At 63.2% G+C, this 23,978-nt stretch carries 22 protein-coding genes; 11 read left to right on the forward strand and 11 right to left on the reverse strand.

Annotation, left to right across the window (positions count from 1 at the left end):
* The first annotated feature begins 536 nt into the window (after positions 1-536).
* Positions 537-803 carry a HalOD1 output domain-containing protein gene (locus tag DV709_RS04015; protein ID WP_117591951.1) on the forward strand — a complete coding sequence of 89 codons (267 nt, stop codon included), beginning with the start codon at positions 537-539 and terminating at the stop codon, positions 801-803.
* Positions 804-1,332: 529 nt separating this feature from the next.
* Here DV709_RS04015 and DV709_RS04025 read toward each other — a convergent pair.
* Positions 1,333-1,614, reverse strand: a complete 282-nt coding sequence (locus DV709_RS04025; protein ID WP_157972639.1) for a DUF7344 domain-containing protein — start codon at positions 1,612-1,614, stop codon at positions 1,333-1,335.
* Between the two features lie 400 nt (positions 1,615-2,014).
* Between DV709_RS04025 and dph5 the strand changes: the two genes are divergently transcribed.
* Entirely contained in the window at positions 2,015-2,821 is an 807-nt protein-coding gene (dph5, locus tag DV709_RS04030) for a diphthine synthase (protein ID WP_117591957.1), read from the forward strand.
* A 36-nt stretch (positions 2,822-2,857) separates the two neighbouring features.
* On the opposite strand, the gene artA is transcribed toward dph5, so the two are convergent.
* The 6 genes from artA to DV709_RS04060 all read right to left on the reverse strand — a co-directional run bounded on the left by artA (position 2,858) and on the right by DV709_RS04060 (position 11,856).
* Positions 2,858-3,868, reverse strand: a complete 1,011-nt coding sequence (artA, locus tag DV709_RS04035; protein ID WP_117591959.1) for an archaeosortase A — start codon at positions 3,866-3,868, stop codon at positions 2,858-2,860.
* Positions 3,869-4,069: 201 nt separating this feature from the next.
* Positions 4,070-6,229 (reverse strand): BGTF surface domain-containing protein, encoded by a 2,160-nt coding sequence (locus DV709_RS04040; protein WP_117591961.1) that lies wholly within the window; start codon positions 6,227-6,229, stop codon positions 4,070-4,072.
* Positions 6,230-6,790: 561 nt separating this feature from the next.
* Positions 6,791-7,588 carry a VOC family protein gene (locus tag DV709_RS04045; RefSeq protein WP_117591962.1) on the reverse strand — a complete coding sequence of 266 codons (798 nt, stop codon included), beginning with the start codon at positions 7,586-7,588 and terminating at the stop codon, positions 6,791-6,793.
* Between the two features lie 895 nt (positions 7,589-8,483).
* Positions 8,484-10,091, reverse strand: a complete 1,608-nt coding sequence (locus tag DV709_RS04050) for a Na+/H+ antiporter NhaC family protein (RefSeq protein WP_117591964.1) — start codon at positions 10,089-10,091, stop codon at positions 8,484-8,486.
* 196 nt (positions 10,092-10,287) lie between these two features.
* Positions 10,288-10,743 carry a TIGR04206 family protein gene (locus DV709_RS04055; protein ID WP_117591966.1) on the reverse strand — a complete coding sequence of 152 codons (456 nt, stop codon included), beginning with the start codon at positions 10,741-10,743 and terminating at the stop codon, positions 10,288-10,290.
* Between the two features lie 3 nt (positions 10,744-10,746).
* Complete coding sequence (locus DV709_RS04060) at positions 10,747-11,856, reverse strand: OBG GTPase family GTP-binding protein (RefSeq protein WP_117591967.1); 1,110 nt, start codon at positions 11,854-11,856, stop codon at positions 10,747-10,749.
* Positions 11,857-12,133: 277 nt separating this feature from the next.
* Here DV709_RS04060 and DV709_RS04065 point away from each other — a divergent pair, with 277 nt between their 5' ends.
* The 6 genes from DV709_RS04065 to DV709_RS04090 all read left to right on the forward strand — a co-directional run bounded on the left by DV709_RS04065 (position 12,134) and on the right by DV709_RS04090 (position 16,347).
* Complete coding sequence (locus tag DV709_RS04065; protein WP_117594090.1) at positions 12,134-12,337, forward strand: VNG_1110C family protein; 204 nt, start codon at positions 12,134-12,136, stop codon at positions 12,335-12,337.
* Positions 12,338-12,389: 52 nt separating this feature from the next.
* Positions 12,390-12,776, forward strand: a complete 387-nt coding sequence (locus DV709_RS04070; RefSeq protein WP_117591969.1) for a DUF7541 family protein — start codon at positions 12,390-12,392, stop codon at positions 12,774-12,776.
* Between the two features lie 48 nt (positions 12,777-12,824).
* Complete coding sequence (locus DV709_RS18170) at positions 12,825-13,433, forward strand: DUF6684 family protein (RefSeq protein WP_232819692.1); 609 nt, start codon at positions 12,825-12,827, stop codon at positions 13,431-13,433.
* 48 nt (positions 13,434-13,481) lie between these two features.
* Positions 13,482-15,242 carry a cbb3-type cytochrome c oxidase subunit I gene (locus DV709_RS04080; protein WP_117591971.1) on the forward strand — a complete coding sequence of 587 codons (1,761 nt, stop codon included), beginning with the start codon at positions 13,482-13,484 and terminating at the stop codon, positions 15,240-15,242.
* Positions 15,243-15,651: 409 nt separating this feature from the next.
* Positions 15,652-15,918, forward strand: coding sequence for a DUF7520 family protein (locus DV709_RS04085; RefSeq protein ID WP_117591972.1), 267 nt, complete (start codon positions 15,652-15,654; stop codon positions 15,916-15,918).
* 27 nt (positions 15,919-15,945) lie between these two features.
* A complete protein-coding gene (locus DV709_RS04090) occupies positions 15,946-16,347 on the forward strand; it encodes a universal stress protein (protein ID WP_117591974.1) in 402 nt (133 codons plus the stop codon).
* A 9-nt stretch (positions 16,348-16,356) separates the two neighbouring features.
* On the opposite strand, the gene DV709_RS04095 is transcribed toward DV709_RS04090, so the two are convergent.
* Positions 16,357-17,025, reverse strand: a complete 669-nt coding sequence (locus DV709_RS04095; RefSeq protein ID WP_117591976.1) for a thioredoxin family protein — start codon at positions 17,023-17,025, stop codon at positions 16,357-16,359.
* A 234-nt stretch (positions 17,026-17,259) separates the two neighbouring features.
* Here DV709_RS04095 and DV709_RS04100 point away from each other — a divergent pair, with 234 nt between their 5' ends.
* Positions 17,260-18,018 carry a GNAT family N-acetyltransferase gene (locus tag DV709_RS04100; protein ID WP_117591978.1) on the forward strand — a complete coding sequence of 253 codons (759 nt, stop codon included), beginning with the start codon at positions 17,260-17,262 and terminating at the stop codon, positions 18,016-18,018.
* 465 nt (positions 18,019-18,483) lie between these two features.
* Entirely contained in the window at positions 18,484-19,221 is a 738-nt protein-coding gene (locus tag DV709_RS04105) for a hypothetical protein (protein ID WP_117591979.1), read from the forward strand.
* Positions 19,222-19,369: 148 nt separating this feature from the next.
* Here the strand turns inward: DV709_RS04105 and DV709_RS04110 are convergent, their stop codons facing one another.
* The 3 genes from DV709_RS04110 to DV709_RS04120 form a co-directional block, all read right to left on the reverse strand.
* Positions 19,370-21,088 (reverse strand): right-handed parallel beta-helix repeat-containing protein, encoded by a 1,719-nt coding sequence (locus DV709_RS04110; protein ID WP_117591981.1) that lies wholly within the window; start codon positions 21,086-21,088, stop codon positions 19,370-19,372.
* 280 nt (positions 21,089-21,368) lie between these two features.
* Positions 21,369-21,725, reverse strand: a complete 357-nt coding sequence (locus DV709_RS04115; protein WP_117591982.1) for a nuclear transport factor 2 family protein — start codon at positions 21,723-21,725, stop codon at positions 21,369-21,371.
* Positions 21,726-21,879: 154 nt separating this feature from the next.
* Complete coding sequence (locus tag DV709_RS04120; RefSeq protein WP_117591984.1) at positions 21,880-23,490, reverse strand: long-chain-fatty-acid--CoA ligase; 1,611 nt, start codon at positions 23,488-23,490, stop codon at positions 21,880-21,882.
* Between the two features lie 231 nt (positions 23,491-23,721).
* Between DV709_RS04120 and DV709_RS04125 the strand changes: the two genes are divergently transcribed.
* Positions 23,722-23,973 (forward strand): DUF7576 family protein, encoded by a 252-nt coding sequence (locus DV709_RS04125; RefSeq protein WP_117591985.1) that lies wholly within the window; start codon positions 23,722-23,724, stop codon positions 23,971-23,973.
* Positions 23,974-23,978: the final 5 nt, after the last annotated feature.

The raw sequence follows: 23,978 nt of genomic DNA on the forward strand, positions 1-23,978 counted from the left end.
GCGACCGTCGAAAGAAGTCTGTCCGTGTGCCTACTACGGGGCAGACCCCTTTCTCGGAGTCGCCACTTATGAGACCATGCCCGGAGTATAAGCACTTATCGAATAACCTATAGTTTGAGCGGTGATTCGGTCCGGGCAGCATGTCTTCCCGAGGCCGAAGCCGCTCGAACCACTCTCGGGTCTCGCCACCGAGCGAATCGGCGCTCACGAGGTTCGCTCACGAGGTCTGCGTACGTGACTGACGCTCGCCGAAAGCGCCCGTCTTCCAAACGACCCAGAGACACTCGCTTCGTTTCCCCGTAGACGGTCGGGTTCGGTGAGACACGAAAGGGTTCGACACCGAAAACGTCCGGTCGGGCGATGGTCCCCCTTTCGACCCGGCTCCGACCGGTGTGCTCGTCGCTAACGTGACCACCAGATAATTTATTACAACTTACGTATTACAATCTTATGTGCCTACTACGGGTAAAATTCCACAACAGATTACGTCGCCCGGCATCAGCGTCCCGACGTACGCGATAGATATCACGGAAGCGATGGCCGGCGAGGACGTCTCCACGGCGATCATCATGTCGATCGCGGCCATCGAAGGACGCGACCCGCTGGACCTCGATCCGATGTTCGACGACATCGAGACCGATTCGCTGAACACGCTGTTCAACTCCCCGTCGAACGATCTCCACGTCCAGTTCACCACGAACGGATGGAACGTGCAGCTTCACGGCTCGGGCGAGGCCATTTTCGAGCGCCAGATCTCTCTGTCCGAGGCTTCCGGGCCGAACTCCGAGAAATCGACCGCGTAGCGACACCGCTGACGAACTCGTTCTGCTACTCGGACGAGTAGCTCTCGGCTCGAAAACGCTCACTCGGGCGGCTTCCGTTGGGGCTCGCGGTCTGTCCGTCTGGCGGCGACTAACCGCCGAAGCCACTCGATCTGTTCGTCGCTGATTCCGTCTTCGACCGCGGTCTGTGGCGGGTTTCCGAGTTTGAGCTCTTTACTCGGTCGTCGGGGATGGTTTTTTGTGCGGCTCGGCTCCCGGTGAGGCGTAGTCGCCGTCATGCGTGGTTTTTTCCTACTTAGCGAAAATAAATCTTACTTAGGAAAAAATTGACGAGTGCTTAGCACCGCTCCGTACACCGCTGACACGCGACGCCCCACGAGCGACGAACTCGCCGCTCGGGACGGAGGACGGTCCGGGAACTGCCGTGACAGTCGACCGTTCGCGGACCGACGCGGCTCTGAGACGTTCGCTTCGGTACGCACCGTTCGGACGAGGGTGCGCTGTACCAGCTATCGGGGGGTTGCGAGGCGCGGGTTCGCAGCCGGAGTCGTCAGGGCCACCCGGCCGGGAGTTCCTCTCGGTGTTCGTCGAGGAGTTCGAGCAGCGGTGTCGCCTCCTCGAGCAACGGACCGCGTCGTATCGTCGCGCGTTCTTGGTCCCAGTCGACGAACCCCGCTTCGTTGAGCTGCGGCAGGTGAACGTGGTAGAGGTTCTCGGGGGCGACGCCCGCCTCGGCCAGTTCGGCGGCGAACCGTTCCAGTTCGACGGCCTCGTCGGCGCCGTACTCCCGCGCTAGAAAAACGAGGATGCGTCGACGCGACTGGTGGCTCAACGTACGAAAGAGACAGTCGAGTGTCGTAGCGCTCCAGTCGTGTTCGGTCACCGACTGACGCCCCCGGACCGTCTCCTGTAGCTTTGCGAGAATACCATCCGTTCGAGAACTACTACGCTCGGAACAATCAACCACTACCTACATTGGTACAGGACTTTTATCGCTCTCCACGTCTGCCCGACCGAACTTTCGTTCTCGGACCCCTCAAAATCTCGTTTCCGGGCGTCTCGACCGTCTACCCGTTCGCTCCGTCCCTCCGAACTTCGTCCCTCCGAACTTCGACCCTCCCCGAACTTCGACGTCTCGACCCTTCGACCCTTCGACGTTCGTTTGTCGGCCAGCCGCGCGCCGCGCCGATGCAGACGGTTTATGCGGGCGTGTCGCCGACTCCGACCACACGATGCTCACGTTCATCGGACTCGGTCTCTACGACGAGCGGTCGATAACCGTCGAGGGTCGGGAGGCGCTTCGGAGCGCCGACCGCGCCTTCGCGGAGTTCTACACCAGCAAACTCATCGGGACGACGGTCGAGGCGCTCGCCGACCACCACGGCGTCGACATCGACGTCAGAGACCGCGCGGGGGTCGAGCGGGATGCGGACGAGATTCTCGACGCCGCCGAAGACGGCGACGCCGCGTTTCTCACCGCCGGGGACACGATGATATCGACGACGCACGTCGACCTGCGCCTCCGGGCCCACGAGCGCGGCATCGAGACGAACGTCGTCCACGGCGTCACCGCACAGTCGGCGGCGAGCGGACTCACCGGCCTGCAGAACTACAGGTTCGGAAAGGCGACGACGCTCCCGTTCCCGTACGCCCACGGTGCCGACGGAACCCCCCAGAGCGTCGTCGACACCGTCGAGGACAACCGCGAGCGCGGCCTCCACACGCTCGTCTACCTCGACATCAAGGTCGGCTACGAGCGCGCGGGCGTTGACGCCGACGACGAGTACATGACCGCCGACTTCGCGGCGGGCGAGTTCGCCCGCGACTGGGACGGCGACGCGCTGGGTGTCGTTGTCGCCCGCGCGGGCAGTCCGGAACCGGTCGTCGCCGCCGACCGACTCTCGGCGCTCGCCGAGCGCGAGTTCGGCGACCCGCTGCACATGCTCGTCATCCCCGCGTCGCTGCACGACCTGGAGGCGGAGGCGCTCTCGGCGTTCGGCGGTGCGCCCGCCGAGGTCGTCGACGAGAACACCGTGTAGCGCAGGAGCCGACGAGAAACCAGCGAGGTGACGGTGTTAGTCGTCGCCGTTGCCGCTCTGTTCTATCTCAGCACCGCTCTCGACGCCGACGCGTCCGCCGTCGGGGCGCGCCTGTCCGCGACCACCTGCTTGCTGGACGTCGAGCGCGCTGTGGAGGTCGTACTCCTCGCGGGTCAACATGTACAGCACGTCCTCGATGACGGTGAGCAGTTCGGGCAGTTCGCGGACGACGAGGTAGGTGATGCCCATGAGCGCGACGACGGCGAGCAGTTGGCTGATGACGCGGTCCGAGAGGAAAAAGGACACCATGTAGGGGTCCGAGGAGCCGAACAAAAACAGCACCTCGTCGACGAACCACTGCATGTACTGCTTGCCGAAGACGATGCCGATGAACGTCGTCCGAAGCAAGTTCAGCGCGTAGATGATGGGGATGGCGATGGCGAGCGCGCGGAGTTTCCGACCCAGCGGCGCGCGGACCGCGGCGATGAGCCCCGCGAAGATGGCCATGCTCCCGATGCCGGTGCAGGCGAGGACGACCGAGAAGACGAGACTGTGGCCGTCGGTGTGGACGAACCTGAACGTGTTGTCGTAGCCCTCCGGACCGACGATGGGCGTCGGGTCGTAGCCGAGCAGGTTGATAAGGTCGCCGGTCTGGGACGCGACGACCTCGACCAACACCTCTCGGGGCGAGGGGATGGTCGTCGCGCCGACCGTTATCGCGGGGATCGTCTCGAACGGGAGGTAGACGATGCCCATCACGGCGACGGCGCGCGAGAGCACGAACAGAGTGTCGCGGCCGCGGTACAGCAACAGCCCCGCGTAGAGGCTGAGCGGGACCGCCGCGAGGCTGAGGACGCCCTCGATGTAGGATTTGTGCTCGAAGGCGAAGTGCGGGAACAGGTTGAGCCAGAAGAGCGCGAAAGCGACCCACGCGCTCACCATCACGTACCGAGCGACGCGCCGATTCGAGCGTTCGAACAGCGCACCGCCGGCGAACAACGCGATGGCGACCCACGCGAGCGGGTCGGAGGGGACGACGCCGGGCATACCGCTATGCTTCGCGTGCGGGGGTAAATCCCTTGTCGTCTGTTGTGGGGCGAGCGCACGAGCGGTCAGGAGAATCGACTGTCTCGAACGCCGACCGACGTCGCTGTCGCTCGTCGGTGTGAGTTCGATAAAGGAAGTAGGGCCGGGAACGGTCCCGGTGGTTCTGCGTTAGCGCTCGAAAGCAGACTCGTCAGAGTCTACTTAGTTGTCGCGGCGGACCGCGAGGAGCGCAGCGGCGATGAGCGCGACGAGAGCGACGATGACACCGAAGCCGGGCGTGTCCGTTTCGGTCTCGCCGTCACCGTTGCCACCATCGGTGGTTTCCTCGGTGGTTTCCTCAGGAGTGTCCTCGGTGGTCTCCGTAGGCTCATCCGTGGTGGTTTCCGTGGTGGTGTTGTTCGTCTCGGTGGTGGTGACGTTACCGTCGTCGCCACCGCTCGTGCCGTTCACGATGACTGCCGAGTACTCAGTGTCGCCCTCGAAGCCAGAGCCAGTCTGGTCGTTGAGCGACAGCGTGAAGTTCGTACCTGCTTCGAGGTCAGCGAAGTCGAAGGAGGCGTTGAACGTTCCGTTCTGACTGACAGTCACGGTCTGCGTTTCGACGAACGTGTTGGTTGCACCGGACTCACTCTGCGCGCGGACGCGAATCTCGGAGCCAGGCGCGATCGAGGATTCGCCCTCAACCGAACCGTTCTCGGAGGCAGCAACCTCAACGACATCGTCGTCGTTAGTCTCGAGGGAAGCCTCGCGGTCAACGACCTCGAAGGTCGAACCAACAGTGACGTCGTCATCTTCGACAAGGTCACCGCTCGCAGTCATCGAGACGTTGAATTCTTTACCACTGTCGAACGCAACAGTGTCACCGTTCGGACGTTCGAGCTCTTCAGAGTCCGTGTCAACAACAACGAAGAGGTTGTTGTTCTCATCGTCGAGAACAACGTTCTCTGCAGTTAGTTCAGTCGATGCAGCCTCACGGTTCGCACCGGGGTTCATCTCCTCAACGGTGAGGGTAAGGTCGCTTGCGTCGTCACGTTCAAGAGCGCCGAAGAAGCCGGAGCCCTGAATCTGGACGACAGCGATGTCGCCCTCAGCAACGGTGCTGTCCTGCGTGATTTCGCCATCCTCGATCGCTTCGAGGACATCCTCACGCGAAGTATCGCTGTCAACAGCACCAGCGGGTGCAGTCCATGACTGAGCATCCTGAATGGAGCTCTCCGTCACAGCAAGCGTGCTGACGTCCGTCGAGTCAATTTCGCTGTCGTCAGCGAAACCAGACGGACCAACTTCGATGTCGTAGTTAGCTGCGTCGAGGACGCCGGAGACACCGATGTTGCTCGCGTTGTCGAAGGCCGTTACGGACGAGTCCTCGTCGCCCGAAAGACCGTAGTTGTTCGCTTCAGTCGGGTTGTACGTGTTGATGGTGACGTTCGCGACTCCGTCCTCGTCTTCGTCGTTGACGGTAGCGTTGACAACGTAGCCGTCGTCGTTGCTACCGATGAGGATGTCGGCTTCCGTCGTGTCTTCCATCTCAACCTGGAAGGTCGTAGTGTCTCCAGATTCGACGTTCACGCTATTCGGGAGCGAGACAGCCTGGTCAACTTCCTCAACATCGATTGACGTGGAGTCCTCTGCGGTCGTGTCCGCAACAGAGAATGTGAAGTTGTACTGGCCAGGGCTGACATCGGAGAAGTCAGCCGTATAGTCGCCGCCCTTGTTGAAGTTCTCAAGGACAACATCACCGTCGTCAGTCTCTCCAATCTGGAAATCCTCTGCACCAGGATTGTCGGCCACGTTATCCTCGAAAAGGGCTTCGATTTCATCGTTGCTCAGGTCCTCTGCTTCGACGACAAGGTCGAACTCGGAGCGAACGGCGGAGTCAACGTTGAGTGTCGTATCGCCGCCCTGGTTAACTGTCTCGTCCTCGAAGGACGCAGAGATGTCCTGCTCCGTAATGTCGAAGGAGCCACTGTTCGGGTCCGATGCATCACTAGTTCCGGACTCAGTCACGGAGAGTGCCGTATTCCGGTCGTTAGCCTCAACAAGGGCGTACGAACCAGAACCGAGGGAACTGGTGTCAATGATGGCCGAGCCGTCAGCGTCCGTAGTGAACGAGTAGACGGTCGTACCAAGACTATTGTCTTCGACAGTACGAATCTGGTAATCAGCTTCGGTCGATGCGCCGGTCTCTACATAGAGCTCCTGACCCTGATAGAACAACGACCCTGAGGTAAGGGTGTCGTCAGCGTCAGCAGCGTTAGCCGCAGCAGCCGTACCTGCAAACGCGACGGTGCCCGCGAAAACGGAGAACACCATCAGCGCAGCAAGGAACACTGCACGGAACTTCTGTGTTGTTTGTGTCATGGTTTTGTGCTGTTGTCGGCAACACCTACTTTCGCCCGTGCCTGGATACCGAAACGCCCAGCGGAGTGCCGGACTTGGCGGGGGATACTCGTCGATGCTACCATGGGTAGGGGTACGCTCAAAACCTTAGCCTCTCATTATAAATGCTTTGTGGTAAATCGGGGGATTTGTCATCCAGTGACACGACCGAATTCGAGGGACAGAAGCGTTCTCCTGCTGATACGGGGTTAAGTATTTTGTGTCTGACTACTCCAGTCGCTGATAACTGAAATCCGAGGTTTTACCGACTGACGTTCGGAAATCAAGCGTTTTCGACTTCGGTGGTGAAACCCGACGAGCGGACTCTCCTGTCGCTAAAAATAGCCAGTAGAACTAAATTTCACTCTCAGGCAGAGGTCGATTCAGCACGAAGGGACATTCGGGGTTCGCCTCGTTCGCGTATGATTCACGGGGGAGTGGGGCCGTCTTCCAACGCCGAAACTGTCCGTTGCGAGCGACTGCTCGGTCAGTACCGCGAAAACTTGGAGAACGGGCGTTCGGTCGTCCGCGTGAGCGTCGGGACTACGCCGGGAACAGCGAGTCGGCGTCGAAGTCGCGTTCGAGCACCTCTATCTCGTGGCCGTCAGGGTCCTTCGTGAACGCGTACTTGTCGTCGCACGAGGCGGGGTCGCGGTAGTCGTCGGCCTCGCGCTCCATCAGCGTCTCCCAGTACTCGGAGAGGTCGTCGGCGCGGACGGCGAGGTGTCCCCACGCGTCGCCCAACTCGTAGCTCCGGCCGTCGTAGTTGTAGGTGAGTTCGACGGCCATCGCTTCTTCCGCGCTTCCCTCGGGCTTCACGAAGTAGTTGGCGAAGGTGTCGGACTCCCAGCGGCCGGTGTGCTGGTACTCGAACTTCCGCGTCCAGAAGCCCAGCGCCTCGTCGGCGTCCTCGACGCGGATCATCGTGTGGTCGAGACTCCAGCGCGCGCCGAGGTCGGGGTCGCGCTTGACGATCTCGATCTCGTGGCCGTCGGGGTCCTTCACGAAGGCGTACCGACCGCCGCAGGACTCGGGGTCCCGGTAGTCCTCGACGCCGTTGTCCATCAGCTCCTGATACGCCTCCTCCAGTTCGCCCTCGGGCACGCGCACGGCGATGTGGCCCCACGCGTCGCCGACGTCGTACTCGTCGGTGTCGTGGTTCTCGGTCAGTTCGAGCATCGCACCCTCCTCGTGCATCTCCTCGGGCCCGACGTAGACGTTGGTGAAGGTGTCGGCCTCCCAGCGGTCTTTCTCCTCGTAGTTCAGGTTCGTCTTGTACCACTCCAGCGACTCCTCCAGGTCGCCGACGCGAATCATCGTGTGGTCGAGTACTCCGGACATAGACGAGTAATGGGTCGGCGCGTCGAAAAGAATACCGGAGGCGGAACCGTCTCGCCGTGTCGACCACTAGTCGTCCGCGAATGGCTGTCCTCTCTTTAGTTGAAGGAGGGGCGAAGTCCCATTCTCAGCGAGCGAAGCGAGCAAAGTAAGTGAGTAAGGCGGGGGAGCTCACAGAGAATGCAGTCGGCCTTCTCCGACATTCACCGAAGTTCATACTCGACGAAGACCGTTCAGCGTCGAGTAAAGGAGTTCTCGTGGTCATCAGTTGCTTCGAGTGCGGTTCATATTCGGCGCAAATCCCCGCAAGAAGACTGATACTGACCGTTTCACTCCCACTAGGAGGCGCCCGACGGCATGTCCCAATCACCGCCAACGCACCGAAAGAGCGCACCCAAAGCGTGGAGACGAGCGTTTAGCGTGCTGATGCAGTCGACCCTCACTATTGACTCGCCGCTCGATTCGCCGTGAAAATCTTCATAATCGGCTTGCGTCTCTCGATTTTGATATCGGGTGCGGTGATGTACGCCACACGCTCTGTCGCGATAATCGAACGACGGGTCGTACTCCCGCTTAACGGGCGCGCTGCGAACGCTGTCGTATTTTCCATCGATGCTGCCGAGTGCTCATACTCGACTCTCGAAACCGGGTGTAACCGCTTCTTGCGGAGGAAAACACCGATTATGAACTCTCGTCGGGGTCTTCTCCGGAGTCGAACGGCGCTCTCGTCTGCTGTGCGAGCGCCGCGGCGAGTATGAAACGTTCCGTGATGATTTCGTTCTCTAATCGATAAGGGAAGTCTGGTTCGCTCAGTTGGACCCATCGGTGGGGTGAGTCCGACGTTGAGTGTGTATCAAAAAAAGTCCGCACTCTTTTTCGTGCGATATTCGAACGTCGCTCAGTCGTCGGCGACGTCGCGCTCCTGTCGGGGTCGCCGCGACGCCTTCGGGGTGAGCCCCTTCCGCCGCGCGTCGAACTCCGAGAGGCCGTACACCAGCGCGACCAGCAGTCCGAGGCCCACGGGGAGCAACACCAGCGGCGTGAGGCCGGTCATGCCGTAGATGAGAAGCATTACAGACGCGACGAGCACCACGGTGACCGCGTAGTACAGTTGCGTGCGCACGTGGTCGATGTGGTCCGCGCCGGTGAACGTCGACGAGAGGATGGTCGTGTCGGAGATGGGCGAGGTGTGGTCGCCGAAGATAGCGCCGCTGAACACCGTCCCGACGGCGACGGGGATGAGTTCCGGCGACTGCCCGCCGATACCCCACGCCAGCGGAATCGCCACGGGCGTCACGATGGCCATCGTCCCCCACGAGGTACCGGTCGAGAAGGCGATGAACGCGGACGCAAAGAGGACGACGAGCGGGAGCAGCGTCGGCGTGACGATTCCCTGGGCGATGCCGGTGACGAACTCGCCGGTGCCGAGCGCGCCCGTGGTGAGGCTGATAGACCAGGCCAGTACGAGGATGGTGACCGCCGTCAGCATGATGGAGAAGCCGTCGACGAGCGAGTCCATGCACTCGTCGAGCGTGAGCGCGCCCGAGACCAGCGCGAGCAGCATCGCCGAGACGACCATGAAGAACGACCCCCAGACGAGCGCCGAGGCGAAGTCGGCGTTGCCGGCGATCTGGACGATTCCCCGGTCGGGGGCGTATCCCGTCCACACCGCGCCAGCGATGGCGACGACGACGAGCACGAGTACCGGGACGACGAACATCCGCAACTGCGGATTGTCGCCGTTGGGTTCGCCGAGGTTCTCCTCGATGCTCTGCAGCGGAACTGCGTCCTCGCGGAGCACGTTCCCGGTCTCCCACGAGCGGTGTTCGGCGTCGAGCATCTCGCCGAAGTCCCGTCCGGTGACGACGACGATGAACACCATGGCGATGGCGAACAGGCAGTACATGTTGAACGGGATGCTCTGCAGGAAGGCGATGAACGCCGTCGGAACCTCCTCGCCGCCAGTGACGCCGATCTGCGAGTACCCCTCCTGCACCATGCTGATCTGGTAGGCGACCCAACTGGAGATGCCGAACGTGGCGACGGGCGCGGCCGTCGAGTCGACGATGTAGGAGAGTTTCTCGCGGGAGATGCGCAGTTCGTCGGTGATGTCGCGCATCGAACTGCCGACGACGGCCGTGTTGGCGTAGTCGTCGAAGAACCAGACGAGACCGAGCAGCCACGCCATCAACCCGGCCTTTCGCTGGCTGTCGAGTCGCTTCGTCGCGAACTGCGTGATAGCGAGCGACCCGCCGGTTCGCCAGATGAACGTCACGCCCGCACCGAGCAGGAGCGTGAAGATGAGAATCTGGGCGTGGAACACGTCGTCCCCGATCGACTCGGCGACCCAGGTGAACGTCTGGACGACGCCCAACCCGCCGGAGTAGATGACGCCGCCGGACCAGACGCCGAGAAACAGCGCCAGTATCGGTTTCCGCGTGACGATTGCGAGTACGATGGCTAACAACGGCGGTACGAGTGACAGTGCGCCGAATTCTGCTGCCATGTTATGCTATGCCACCCCAGAGGGTCAAAGGTGTTGTGTCGCACTTGCAAGCACACGATTCGACAACTGACTTACAGCTGACTCACAACGAACGCGAGAGGAGCCACGACGAATTCGCGGCGAGTCCACGACGAACCGGAACGAGTCCACACCGAACCGAGACGGAGAGCCACGCAACGGCCGAATTCGGACAGAGTCAACGGTAATAGAGCCACGCGGCGGCCCACAGCGCGACGGTACCGACGGGGAGCGCGAGTCGCCCACCGGATTGTGCGAAGCCCCAGGCGAACGAGAGCTGTCCGAGTCCGGCCAGAACCAGCAAGAGGGCGGTCACGCGCGAGTCCTCGCGGCCGACCAGCGCGCCGCCGCCCGCGCTCGCCGTCGCCAGGAGAAACGCCACGACGCTCGTCGGCCACGCGCGGAGATACCTCGGTAGCGACCCGAACCCGCCGGTGAACTCGAACAGGTAGCTGTACAGCGAGACGAGGCGGCCGGAACCGGGGTCGAACAGCCCCCACGGAAAGACGAGCGTCGCCGGACGGCCGTCGACGAGGAGCACGCTCCACGGAACGAGCCACAGCGAGAGCAGAAACAGGAGCGTCCGCGGCGTCGAGGTGCGGCGTGGGTCGCGTCCGTCCGTGGTGGCCGCCATCCGCTACTTCCGCGCGACGATGCGCAGCACGTCCTCGTCTGCGAGTTCGTGGTCCTTGCCGACCTGCTGTTCGTCGTGTTTGGCGCTCGGCCCGGAGACGCGGGCGAACTTGAACCGGTCTTCGAGGTTCGCCCCGAGTTTCCGGCAGGCGTCGCCGACGGTCATCCCGCGCCGGATGACGAGCGGTTCCTCGTAGTCGGTGCCGCGGCCCGGTTTGTCCATGTACACGCGGATGAGACCGAGCGCCTCCCATATCTCGTCTTTGAGGCCGTCGAGACCCTTCTCCTTCTCGGCGCTGATGAACGTCACCTCCTCGGGGTCGAGTCCGATCTCCTCCAGGTTCTCGTACACCGTCGGCAGGTAGTCGCGGTCGATGAGGTCGGCTTTGTTCACCGAGACGATGGAGGGCAGATACACCCGGTTGTCCATGATGCCGTCGATGAGTTCGTCGATGGAGGGGTCGCCCCGGACGGTGACCTCGGCGTTGACGTAGCCGTACTCGCGGAGGACGTCCTTGATGGTCTGCTCGTCGAGTTCGACCGAGTCGCTCTTCGTGACGTTGATGCCGCCTTTGATCTGCTTGGAGATGGTGAGACTCGGCGGTTCGGTGTCGAGGCGAATCTTGTTGTAGTACAGCTCCTGGCTGAGTCGCTCGTACTGGTCGACCTCGAACACCGAGAGGACGAACACGACGAGGTCAGCGGTCCGGACGACCGACAGCACCTCGCGGCCGCCGCCGCGTCCGCCCGCTGCGCCCTCGATGAGTCCCGGGACGTCCAGCACCTGGATGTTCGCCCCGCGGTACTGCAGCATCCCGGGGTTGACGTCGAGCGTCGTGAACTCGTAGGCTCCCGTCTCGCTCTCGGCGTTGGTGAGCGCGTTGATGAGCGTCGACTTGCCGACGCTCGGGAAACCGACGAGCGCGATGGTCGCGTCGCCGGTTTTCTCGACGGCGTAGCCTTGCCCGCCGCCCGCGGAGGACTGGTTTTCGAGTTTCTCCTTCTTCTCCGAGAGTTTCGCCTTCAGTCGACCGATGTGCGCCTCCGTCGACTTGTTGTACGGAGTGCTGGCGATCTCCTCTTCGATCGCGTCGATCTCCTCCTCCAGTCCCATCGTCGTAGCTTCCGCCGCGTGTGTCGAAAAACCCTTTCCTTCGACGGCGGCGGCGAGGGACGGACCTCGGCCGGAGCACTCACCTATGGAAGCACTCGCCTGTGTCACTCACCTATGGAAGCACTCGCCTGTGTCACTCACCTATGGAAGCACTCGCCTGTGTCACTCACCTATGGAAGCACTCGCCTGTGTCGTCCTTCGCGCGCGCGGAGCGCACGCGAGACTGTCGCTGATTTCGGTACCGTTATACGACATTACGGCAACCATTCGACGAGCGATGCCGGACCCGGTGAAACTCCGAGACAGCACCGAAATCGTCCTGCCGTGCGCCTCGCTGGACGGTCTCCGAGAGGAGTTGGAGTCGCAGTTCACCGTGACGATTTTCTCGCGGGAGAACACGCGCTGTCGCATCATCGGGAGTCCGGTCGAGATCAAAGCCGCGAGCGAGTATCTGAGCCGCCACGGCATCACGCTCCCGTAGCGGTTCGCACGCTCATCGAAGCGCTTCTTACGGTCGGGGCGTAAGAACCGACATGGACGAAAATCCGGGGCTCTCCGAACAGTACCGGACGGCCAGTCCGTGGCCGTTCTTCATCGCGCTCAGTATCCCGCTCGCGGAGGCCGGCATCCTGTTCAACCTCTTCGCCGTCGCCGTCGGCGGTCTGCTGCTGTTCTTCGGCTGTTGTGCGGGCATGATGCAGGAGGCGGGCTACGTTGACCGGCCGTGGCGGGCACTCGTCGCCTCGGCAGTGCTCGTCTTCGGGCTCGGGGCCCTGTTGCTGTACGCGGATACGCAGGTCGCAGCCGAAGCCGTACAGCTCGCAGAGCGCGGCTACGCCGTTCTCGTCGCGGGCGTCATCCTCCTCCTCGTCGGCGTACTCGGCGAGGTGTTCGTCGACGACGAGGAGTTCGCTGTCTAACCGAGCGGAACCAACAATCTATTTGACCGGCGTCCGTAACAGGTCACCATGGCGAACACGAACTCGAACAAAGTCTTCGACAGGGAGACGCTTCTCGACCTGACGGTGAACATCATCCCGCTGTTCATCCTCCTGTTCTTCGTCGTCCTCTTCCTGCTCGTCCAACCGTGGGGCGGCGACCTCTTCCCCACTGCCATCATGGTCGGTCTGCACGCCGTCCCGTTCGTCCTGCTCGCTATCCTGACGTACTTCTCCGGGAAGGCCGTCGCCAGCGCCGAGAAATCCTCGACGGTGTACTACCCGGGACAGGCGGGGATGCCGGGCGCGGAGGCCGAACACGGCGAGACGAACCAGGACGGCCGCGCCGACACGCAAGCAATCGAATCCGGGACCGACCGCGACAGCGAGCTAACCGCCGGCGACGAGACGGATGACGACACCACCGGCGAAACAGACGACGACACCCTCAGCGAGACAGACGACGACACCACCGGCGAGACGGATAACGACACCACCGGCGAGACGGATAACGACACCACCGGCGAGACGGATAACGACACCGCCGACGAAGCCGACGACACCACCGCCGACGAGGCGAACGTCGGCGAGTCCGAGTCCGACGAATCTGACACGACCGACCGACAGCGGACCGAGTGACGGACGCCACCCGAACCTTTCTTTACCCTGCGATTCCGAGCAGTCACCATGCAGTTGAACGGACAGTTAGCGCTGACGGTCCTCATGGGGGTCTTCCTCGTGGGCGTCTTCGTCTGGCTGACGCGGGTGGAAAACTGGAGCGGTTACACCCCACTCAGCAGCGGCGGCGCAGTCGGCCAAGAATCCGGGTACGTCTCCGAGGAGAAACCCGCAGGAATCGTCCGGTGGTTGACGACGGTCGACCACAAAGATATCGGCCTGATGTACGGTGCCTACGGCATCTTCGCGTTCGTCGTCGGCGGCCTCATGGTCGTGTTGATGCGAACCGAACTCGCGACGCCGGAGACGGTGCTCGTCCAACCGGGCTTCTACAACTCGCTCATGACGAGCCACGGCATCACGATGCTGTTCCTCTTTGGGACGCCCATCATCGCGGCCTTCTCGAACTACTTCATCCCGCTCATCATCGGTGCCGACGACATGGCGTTCCCGCGAATCAACGCCATCGCGTTCTGGTTGCTCCCGCCCGCGGCGCTCCTTATCTGGGCCGGCTTCTTCCCCATTCCGAACCTCATTCCCGCGCAGACGGCGTGGACGATGTACACCCCGCTGTCGGCGGGTGTCGGACAGGGTAATCAGGCGAACGCCGGCGTCGACCTGATGCTGCTCGGACTCCACCTCTCGGGCGTCTCGGCGACGATGGGCGCGATAAACTTCATCGCGACTATCTTCACCGAGCGCGCCGAGGAGGTGACGTGGGCGAACCTCGACATCTTCTCGTGGACCATCCTCACGCAGTCGGGGCTCATCCTCTTCGCGTTCCCGCTTCTCGGCAGCGCGATGCTCATGCTCGTCGCCGACCGCAACTTCGGGACGGCGTTCTACGCCGTCGGCGAAGGCGGCGGGTCGATGCTCTGGCAACACCTGTTCTGGTTCTTCGGCCACCCCGAGGTGTACATCCTCGTGCTGCCGCCGATGGGACTGGTCAGCTACATCCTCCCGCGCTTCGCGGGCCGTCGGCTGTTCGGGTTCAAGTTCGTCGTCTACTCGACGCTCGCCATCGGCGTGCTCTCGTTCGGCGTCTGGGCGCACCACATGTTCTCGACCGGCATGGACCCGCGTCTGCGCGCCTCGTTCATGGCCGTCTCGATGGCTATCGCCATCCCCAGCGCCGTCAAGACGTTCAACTGGATCACCACGATGTGGAACGGCAACATCAGACTCACCGCGCCGATGCTGTACTGCATCGGCTTCGTCTCCAACTTCATCATCGGCGGCGTGACGGGCGTGTTCCTCGCCTCCGTTCCCGTCGACCTCATACTGCACGACACGTACTACGTCGTCGGTCACTTCCACTACATCGTGATGGGGGCCATCACCTTCGCGGGGATGGCGGGCATCTACTACTGGTACCCGCTCGTCACGGGTCGGATGTACCAGCGGAGCCTCGCGAAATGGCACTTCTGGCTGTGGATGATCGGGACGAACGTCACGTTCCTCGCGATGATTCTGCTCGGCTACGGCGGCATGCCGCGCCGGTACGCGACCTACCTGCCGCAGTTCGCGTCGCTGCACCAGATCGCGACGCTCGGCGCGTACATGCTGCTGCTGGGCGGCATCATCTTCGTGTGGAACATGGTGCAGTCGTACCTGGAGGGCCCCGTCGTCGAAGACGGCGACCCGTGGAACCTCGAGGAGTCGAACCTCCGCACCGTCGAGTGGGACTGGTTCGACCGAAAACTGCAGACGAAGATCGCCGACGGCGGTGTCGAGAGCGAAGCGAACGATGCCTCGTCGCAAACGGAGTGAAGCGACGGCGGCGAGGAAGAGCCAGTGACGGACGGCGGTGTCGTGAACGACGTGAACGACACTTCGTCGCAAGCAGAGCGCCGTGACGGCCGTGTCGTCGGCGGCGAGTCTGCGGACGAACGCGACTCCGACGAATAACGCGGCCTCCCGCTTTCGTTTTTCACCCGCCGAGCTGACGCTTCGCTCGGTCGACGGTCGATTCGACGCGTCGGTGCGCACCGAACACCGACGTGCCTTTGTCGTTCGCCCCCCGAGCGATAGGTATGTCCGACAAAGACCTCCTCGGCATCATCCTCGGGGCCGTCGCGCTCATGATGTTTGCGACCGGCATCATCCTCGTTATCTGACCCCGGAAGCGGGCGCAGGCGGCGTCGAAAGCGCTAATCGACTCGCGTCCGAAGCCCCGGTCGTGAGCACGATACGACTCGAAGGTCCGCGGTTCGTCCTCATCCTCTACGTACTGCTCGTCGCGATCTCGGGGCTCGCCGGGTTTCTGACGGCGACGTTCGTCTCCGGACTCCGGTCGCCGAGATTCCTCTTTCTCATCCCGTTTCCACCGACGCAACTCGGCTTCGCCGCCTACGGCGCGCTGACCGTCGCGCTGGTGCTCGGCGTCCCGCTGCTGCTCGTCGCGTACGTCTCGAGGAACATCGACGACGACGCCGCCCAGAACTGATAAGCACGCACCGCCGTATCTCTCGGTATGTACCACGTGCTCGTTGGTGTCGACGACGACGTAGAGCGTGCCCGAACGTGCGCACGTGAAGTTGCCAATCTCCCCGGGAGCGCCGGCGAGATGACGGTCACGCTCCTGCACGCGTTCGACGAGGACCCGGGCGACGCGTCCGCCACCGACGTCGAGGCGGTTCGCGCCGCCGCCGACTATCTCGACGACAATGGCGTCGCGTACGAACTACTCGAATCCGGCGGCGACCCCGCACAGTCGATTCTCGACGCCGCCAATCGGGAGAACGCCGACCTCATCGTCGTCGCCGGGCGGAAGCGTTCGCCGGCCGGAAAAGCCATTTTCGGCAGCGTCAGCCAGTCGGTCATCCTGAGTTCGAACCGACCGGTGCTGGTCGCCGGCGTCGTCGGCGAGACGTAGCGCCGCAGTTCAGAAAACGTCCTCGACGACGGCCGCGAACGCCGACGGCGAGACGTATCCCTCGCGCGTCTCGACGTGGTCGCCGCCGGCGAAGAAGACGACCGCCGGTGCGGTGTTGACCGCGTGTCGAAGCCGAAAGCCCGAGGCCGACGCGCCGTCGACACCGCCGACGGCGACTCGCTCCGGTACCGCGTCGAGCAGCGCCGGGAGGTCGGCTTCGAGCCGTTCGCACGGGTCGCAGTCGTGCTTCCAGACGGTCACGACGGCGTCGGGATGGTCGTCGAGAAACGCCTCGTAGGAGTCGTCGAGCGGGGCGACCGCCCGGGGAACCGGCGACGGCGGCGACACCTCGCAGACCAGATGCGCCATCACGGCTTTCGTCTCCGCCGTCGGCGACGTGTCCAGAAACGACTCCACGGCGAGATAGGCCGCCAACTGCGCGCGCGTCACGCCGTTCGCGTCTATCTCTCTCGCCGCCGTCTCGGGAGCGAGGTCGAACGCCTCGGCGACCGCGTCGACGAACGTCTCGCGGTCGGCAGTCCGATACTGTCGACTGTACTCCGCTCGCGTCGATTCGAACGCCCCGGTCGTCGTGAGCGACCCGTCGTCGCCCTCGCGGACGACGCCGCCGTCGGTGAGACGGGCCAGCACATCGTCGATGTCCGGCTCGCCCGTCATCGTCGTCTCTCCGGAGTGCGCCGCTGGCGTCCGTCTCGGTCGGTGCGGTTCATCGTCTCGATGTACGGGCCGAGACGGTTGATAGCCGTTGCGCCTTCGACGGCCGCCCGGCGACCGGCCGAGGCGTCCGACCGACGCGAGCGGTCGGAGAACCGACAAACCGGCCGCCGGGACGCGCTTCTGTGTCTGCGAGTGGCCGGGACTGTTTTGTGGTGGTACGGCGTAGCACAGCGTATGGACCTTCGAGACGCCGAACCCGCAGACGCGGAAGGGATTCGAACCGTCGCACGCGAGTCGCTTCTGGCTTCGTACAGTCCCGAACTCTCCGAGGACGTCATCGACGACGCCGTCGGGAGGTGGTACGACGACGACGAGGTCGGGGCGAATCTCGACGACCCGCAGGCGGTGTGGACCGTCGCCGTCGACGGCGACGACGTGGTCGCCTTCGTCCAGAGCTACCTCGTCGAGGCCGACGGGACGGTCGGCCAGATCGATTGGCTCCACGTCGACCCCGACTCGCGCGGGAAGGGCCTCGGAAAGCAGCTGCTCAAGCGCGTCGAGACGGAGCTGATGGACCGCGGCGCGTCGCGCCTCGAAGGGAAAGTGTTGACCGTCAACGAGGGCGGTGCGAAGTTCTACGAGAACGCCGGCTACGACGCCGGCGAGACCCGGGCGGTGAAAATCGGCGACGAGGAGTTCACCGAACGCGCCTTCCGCAAGACCGCCTCCGAGTCCGCCGAGGAGTTCGTCCCGGTCGAAGAGCGAACGGACTCGGACGGACAGACGCTGTTCGTCGCCTACGACGAGAGCCAGCGCGCCCGGAAAGCGCCGTTCTACGTCACCTACACCGACGAGGGCAGAGAGGAACGCTACGGCTACTTCTGCGGCAACTGCGAGAGTTTCGAGACCGCGATGGACTCGATGGAACGCATCCAGTGCAACGAGTGCGGCAACCAGAGCAAATCCGCCCGCTGGGACTCGGCGTACCTGTAGTTCTCCGCGCTTCGTTCTCCGACCGCTCTTCTCGCCCGTCCGTCGACCGCCGTTACGACCGAGCGACGCATCCGTCATATACCGTTAGATGCGATACGAAATCCGGCGCTCTGCATCAGTTCTCGCGAAACGCAGATGGCTAATCGAGGTTCTGAAAGCACCGTAGCGACCACCTCACCGTTTCGGGCGCTTCGTCGGGTTGAGTGAGATGACGGACACCCGTTCAGTGCCGTTCGAGGCGACTCGGAGCGCGTATTCTGCGGTCGTAGCCGCGCAGAAAGCTTATCATTCGATACAGTCCAGTGCCGTTGAACAATGTCCTCCAATCGACTACGGCGTGATGTACTACGTCTGGGTGGACTCGCTCTCGTCTCGCAAGCGGGTTGTTTGAGCGCTTCCACCGACTCTGCAACGGGTTCTCCCGCCGAACCGAACTCCACCGGCGAGGGCCCGACGAACACTTCGATGTCGGGCGATAGTGCGGAAACGCTCGACCGTACCACGAGCACGGTTGATTTAGCCGTCCGGGATATCGTCTCGACGCCGACGCTGGTGATACCGAATTCTCCGGACTCCATCGGAACATACGGCGAGTCTGACGAACAGTTCGTCGTCGCAGCAGTAGCGGGTCTCGGTCGGTCGTCCGCTCGCCACGAGTCGGTCGAACTCGCAGGTGGAGGAGCGACCTACCAACCCGCGGAACTGGGAGAGATAACGAACAGAGAATATCTCTGGGCCAATGGTACCCGCTTCCGAGCGAGTGCCGAGGAGACTGTTCTGTTCACGGTTCCGAAACCGATCGAAGCGAACGAGGCCACAGTGCAGTGGCCTGGCGGGAGCCACGTTTTAAACGAGGACACCGTGCGGAAACTCGGTCGACCACCGACAGAGTTCGAGGTGACCGAGTTCTTCACTCCTAAATCGGTCCCCTCTGGGGAGACAGTCACCGTGACGCTCGTGGTCGAAAACGTGGGTGACGTCTCTGGGACGTTCATCGGAGCGCTCAACCGGAGTGGACCTTCGGTGGCGTACACCCCTGTAACCAGTATCGCACTCGAGTTGAAGAGCGCTGAGTCTGCAACGTGGACGTACTCGTACACCCCCTACGCCGACCCCTCCGACGAGGAGGCGACGATGAACTTCACTATGGATTGGCGCGGCGGCCATCTCTCGAGCGAAATCACCGTCAAGCCAGACGGATAGTACCGGCTCCGAAACAAGCTATCCTACCCGACGCACGATATCGGACGAACTCACTTAGCGACTCGACCGGCTTCCTTGTCGACTCTCCCGGCCGAATCGTCCGCGACTCCCGACTCCCGAAAACGGAACCGTCGGCGAGTTTCGTCGACTAGCCGAAACTGTCGACGGCGACGTCGACGACGCCGTCGGCGGCCGCCGTCTCGATCGACGCACCGACGAACGCGCCGTTCCGCTCTCTGTACTCGACGTTTCGGATGCCGCCGCCCCGTCTGGCGAACGTGAGCTTCGGCGGCTCGTCGTACGCTTTCTCGAACCGTATCTCCGCTCGGTTGTTCGACGCTCTCACGCCGGAGTGCGAGTCGAACGGAGGCACGTTGTCTCTGACGACCGACGAGGGGCTCCCGATAGCCCACCGAGCGCCTTCGCTCCCGTGGTTGCCCCGATAGATGTTGCTCTCGGCCGCCGCCGAGTCGCTTATCGACGGGACGTCCGTCGCCTGCGTGATAGTGTTACCCTGCACGACGACCGCCGAACTGTCGACGTGTATCGACGCGACCGCATTCTCCCTGTTCTCGTTCGGCTGTCTGATGTGGTTCGAGCCGACGATGTGATGCGCCTCGCCGGAGTTGTGCAACGCGATGCCGGAGAGCGCGAGGTCGCGCAGGTGGTTGTTCGTCACGGCGAACGACGTGGTGTCCTTCAGCAGAATTCCGTGGTCGCCGGTTCGCTCGATCGTGTTGTCGACGATGGTTCCGTCGCTCGCGTTCTGGACTCGGATGCCCGCTTCCCCGGCATCGAGGACGATGTTGCCCGCGATTTTCAGGTTCGAGATGTCTCCGAGGACGTTGATGCCGTGGCGGCTGTAGCCGCTGAGTTCGTTGTCGCCGATAGTGATGTTCGTCGCCCCGGAGGGGTCGACGGCGATGCCGGCGAACTTCTCGGTTTTGTTCGTCCAGAGGCCCTCGGTCACCTGCGTGCTCACGTTCCCCCTGATAGAGACGTTCGTGATGTTCGTCGGTCCGCGGACGTGACAGAAGCTCTTGTGGAAACCGAAGCCGATGTTGTTCGAGACGATGATGTGTGAACTGCCGGTTGCGACGCCTTCGGGACCGCTGGCGACGCCCGTCAGACTGCCCTCACGACAGTTACCGAGGATGTTCTCGGAGATGATGACGGTGTTCGCGACGTCGTTCTCGCCGTCGGGCGTCCACAGGTCGCAGGCGATCGTTCGGTCGATTCCGTCTGTCACGACGTTGCCCGAGACGACGGTGTTCTGCCCGCCCAACTGGATGCCGCGGTCGCCGAAGTGGTGGATTCGGTTGTCCAGAATCCGGACGTTCTTGCTCGCTCGCCCGGCGCTGATACCGCTGCCCCCGCTGCCGTGTTCGCCGAACGGATGCGTGTGGGCGACGGTGTTGCCCCGAAGCGTGACGTCGTCGACGTCTCGGACGATGATTCCGTGGAGTTTCTTCGCGCCGTCGTCCTGATTTTTCGGATTTCCGTGGTAACCGACGCCCTCGACGCGGACGTTTCGACAACTGCTGTTGTGACCGATTCGTATGCCGCCGACGTTCGCACCGTCGGCGGGTTTGATAAGCGTCGGCAACCCCGGCCCGAGTACGGTCACCCCGCTGACGTCGATGTCTAACCACTCCGTCGTCCGATACGGGGCGTTCTTCGGGCTGATCCAAACCGTCTCTCCGGGACTGAGGTCGGCGAACGCGCGTTCGAGTTCGGTTCTCGACGTGACGACTGTGCTCTGTGGTGGTAACATACCGTGTTCGAGTATCTCTGTCGTGTTCTCGTACGACAGCAACGCCAGTATTCCGGCTGTCGCGCCGAGCGTCTGTCGACGGGTGTACTCCATTATTCGGGTCGTGTCGCTCCGCCACCGTCGTTCATCCGCCGTGCCGGACCGACAGCGACGGCGCAGGGAGCGGCGGTTCGAATCCGGATGGTCGCGAGGTCCGTCGGAGATGCCATTTGCGGCTACGTACAACCCGAACGGATTTAACAGTACAGCGTATCGTGATTCCGCTGACAAGTGAGATAGGTCTCGATTCGGCGAGAGGGGTCGAGAACCGCGTAGCTATCGAACACGCGCCCACGGCCGCGCGACGGATGGAGCGCGGACGCGAGCGACCCGCTCAGACTTCGTCGCGGTCAGTGTACGTGTACCGGCGGGCGATTTCGCCGTCCTCGAACTCGTGGAAGTCGGCGAAGCCGAACTCGACGGCCTCACCGTTCTGGAGGCCGCTGAACGTCCCGCGGACGGCGGCGGTGTCGCCGTCGACGACCACGTCGTGCACCTCGTGGCCGCCGTCCTCCAGCGGCCTGCCCTCCTCGTAGAACTCCAGCAGCGCGTCTCGTCCCTCGATGGCGTCCTGTCCGGGTCGTTCGTAGCGGACGTCCTCGCCGAAGAGCGCGACGAGGTCGTCGTAGCGTTCGGCGTCGACGAGGTCGTAGTACTCTCGGACGACTGATTCGGGGTCTGTGTCGGTCACAGCGGGGGTACGTCGTCCAACAAGTAGTATCTCGCCCCCGTGGCAAAACGAGCAGACGCTCAACCGACAGCGTCGGGAGTCGACGTACTCGACTCCCTTCGACCGATTTGGCTGATTATCCGGCTACTTTTCGACCGACTCGGCCGCCAGCGGACTACCCCTCGCCGACCATCCGGTCTTCCTCCTCCCACTCGCGTTCGCGGAGTTCGTACTTCTGGACCTTCCCGGTCGCCGTCGTCGGCAACTCGGCGACGAACTCGATCTCGCCGGGGACTTTGTACGTCGCGATGCGCTCGCGCAGGAACGCGACCATCTCGTCGCTCGTCGTCCCCGGACGCTCCGGATCGCCGTTGGCGGGGACGACGAACGCCTTCGGCGTCTCGCCCCACTTCTCGCTCGGCGCCGGGATGACCGCCACGTCGGCGACGGCGTCGTGGTCGAACAGCGCGTCTTCCAGTTCGATGCTGGAGATGTTCTCGCCGCCGGAGATGATGATGTCTTTCTTCCGGTCCTGGATGCTCACGAAGCCGTTCTCGTCGACCGTCGCGAGGTCGCCCATGTGGTAGTAGCCCTCGACGCGGTCGGTGAACGCCTCATCCGTCGCGTCGGGCTTCTCCCAGTAGCCGTCCATCACCTGGTTGCCGCGGACGACGATCTCGCCGATGCTCTGACCGTCCTGCGGCACGTCCTCGCCGTCCTCGTCGACGACGCGGACCTCGGTGCCGAGATAGCCGATGCCCTGCGTCTTCTTGACGGCGAACCGCTCGGCGGAGTCCTGGTCGAAGAACCGCCGGGCGTCGGAGGTGGTGATGAGCGGCCCGGTCTCCGTCGCGCCGTAGACGTGTTTGAGGTACCAGCCGAACTCGTCTTCGACCGTTCGAATCGTCGCCTCCGGCGGCGCGGCCCCCGCCGTCGCCACTCGGACGGGTCGCCCGGCGGTCGTCTCCGGTTCGTGTTCGGCGTAGTGCTCCTGGAGCATGTTGAGCACCGTCGGCGCGGCGCAGAAGTACGAGACGCCCTCGTCGTGGATGGCGTCGAAGATGCCGCCGGCGTCGACGCCGCGCGTGCAGACGTGTTTCGCGCCCATCCCCGTCACCGAGAAGATGTGACCCCAGCCGTTGACGTGGAACATCGGCAGCGTCCACAGGTAGACGTCGTCGTCGCGGAGCTCCTGGTGAATCGAGACGAGGTACGCGTGCAGCGTCTCGGTTCGGTGGGTTCGGCAGACGCCCTTCGGGTCGCCCGTCGTCCCCGAGGTGTAGTTGATGGTGACGATATCGGACTCGTCCATCTCGGGGCGGTCGTACTCGGTCGACTCGCCGACGAGTTCGTCGAACGACTCCCACTGTCCCTCCACCGCGTCGGGGTCGTCGGTGACGAACAGCTCCGTCGGAACCGAGTCGCGGACGGCCTCGATGTTCTCGGCGTACGCGTGGTCGGCGAAGACGGCTTTCACGCCCGCGTCGTTCAGGATGTACTCGAAGTCCGCCGGGACGAGCCGGTAGTTCAGCGGCGTGTGGATCGCGCCGACCTGCATCGACCCGTAGGCCGCCGCCAGGTGATAGTGGGTGTTCGGGTCCAGCACGGCGACTCGGTCGCCCTTCTCGACTCCTCTGGCCTGCAGCGCCGCCGCCCACCCGTCTGCGAGGTCGCCGAGTTCGGCGTACGTGTATCTCTCTCCGGTCGTCGCCACGACGGCCTCCTCGTCGCCGTAGTGTCGCCGGGCGCGGTCCAAGAAATCCGTCGCCAGCAGTGGTTTCTCCATGTGGCTCGACGTTCGTGAACAATTATGATATAAATTACGGGCGCGGAAACGTTCGCCGCCCGCGCGGTCGGGTGATTCGAGGCGCGTTCAAATCGCTCCGCGAGCGGACGCGTGCGACTTTCTTCGCGCCAGAGTGGTCTCGGGACCGGACCGTCGGTCTCTCGCGATTAAATATCGCTCTATAGCTCTACCCACAAAAGTGGTTTATCCGTCGGCGGCTTGCTCTCGACGATGACGCTCTCTGAGTACACCGGCCGCCACCCGCGCGACGCGAGCGGCGGAGTTCGAATCGGTCGAGCGGTCCGACACCACCACTGGCAACCGAACGGAACCCGCTCGGAACCCTGCGCAAACTGCGAGTCGACGCTGTCGCTGCACGAACGTCACGTGCTCGTCACGCTCGTCGAAGACGACTTCGGCGACGCCGTTCGGCGGTATCTCTGCGACGAGTGTTGCCTTCGCGAGTGGGTCGAAGAGACGTAGCGGGG

The organism is Haloprofundus halophilus, from assembly GCF_003439925.1.
In the GTDB taxonomy this organism is placed as follows: Archaea; Halobacteriota; Halobacteria; order Halobacteriales; family Haloferacaceae; genus Haloprofundus; species Haloprofundus halophilus.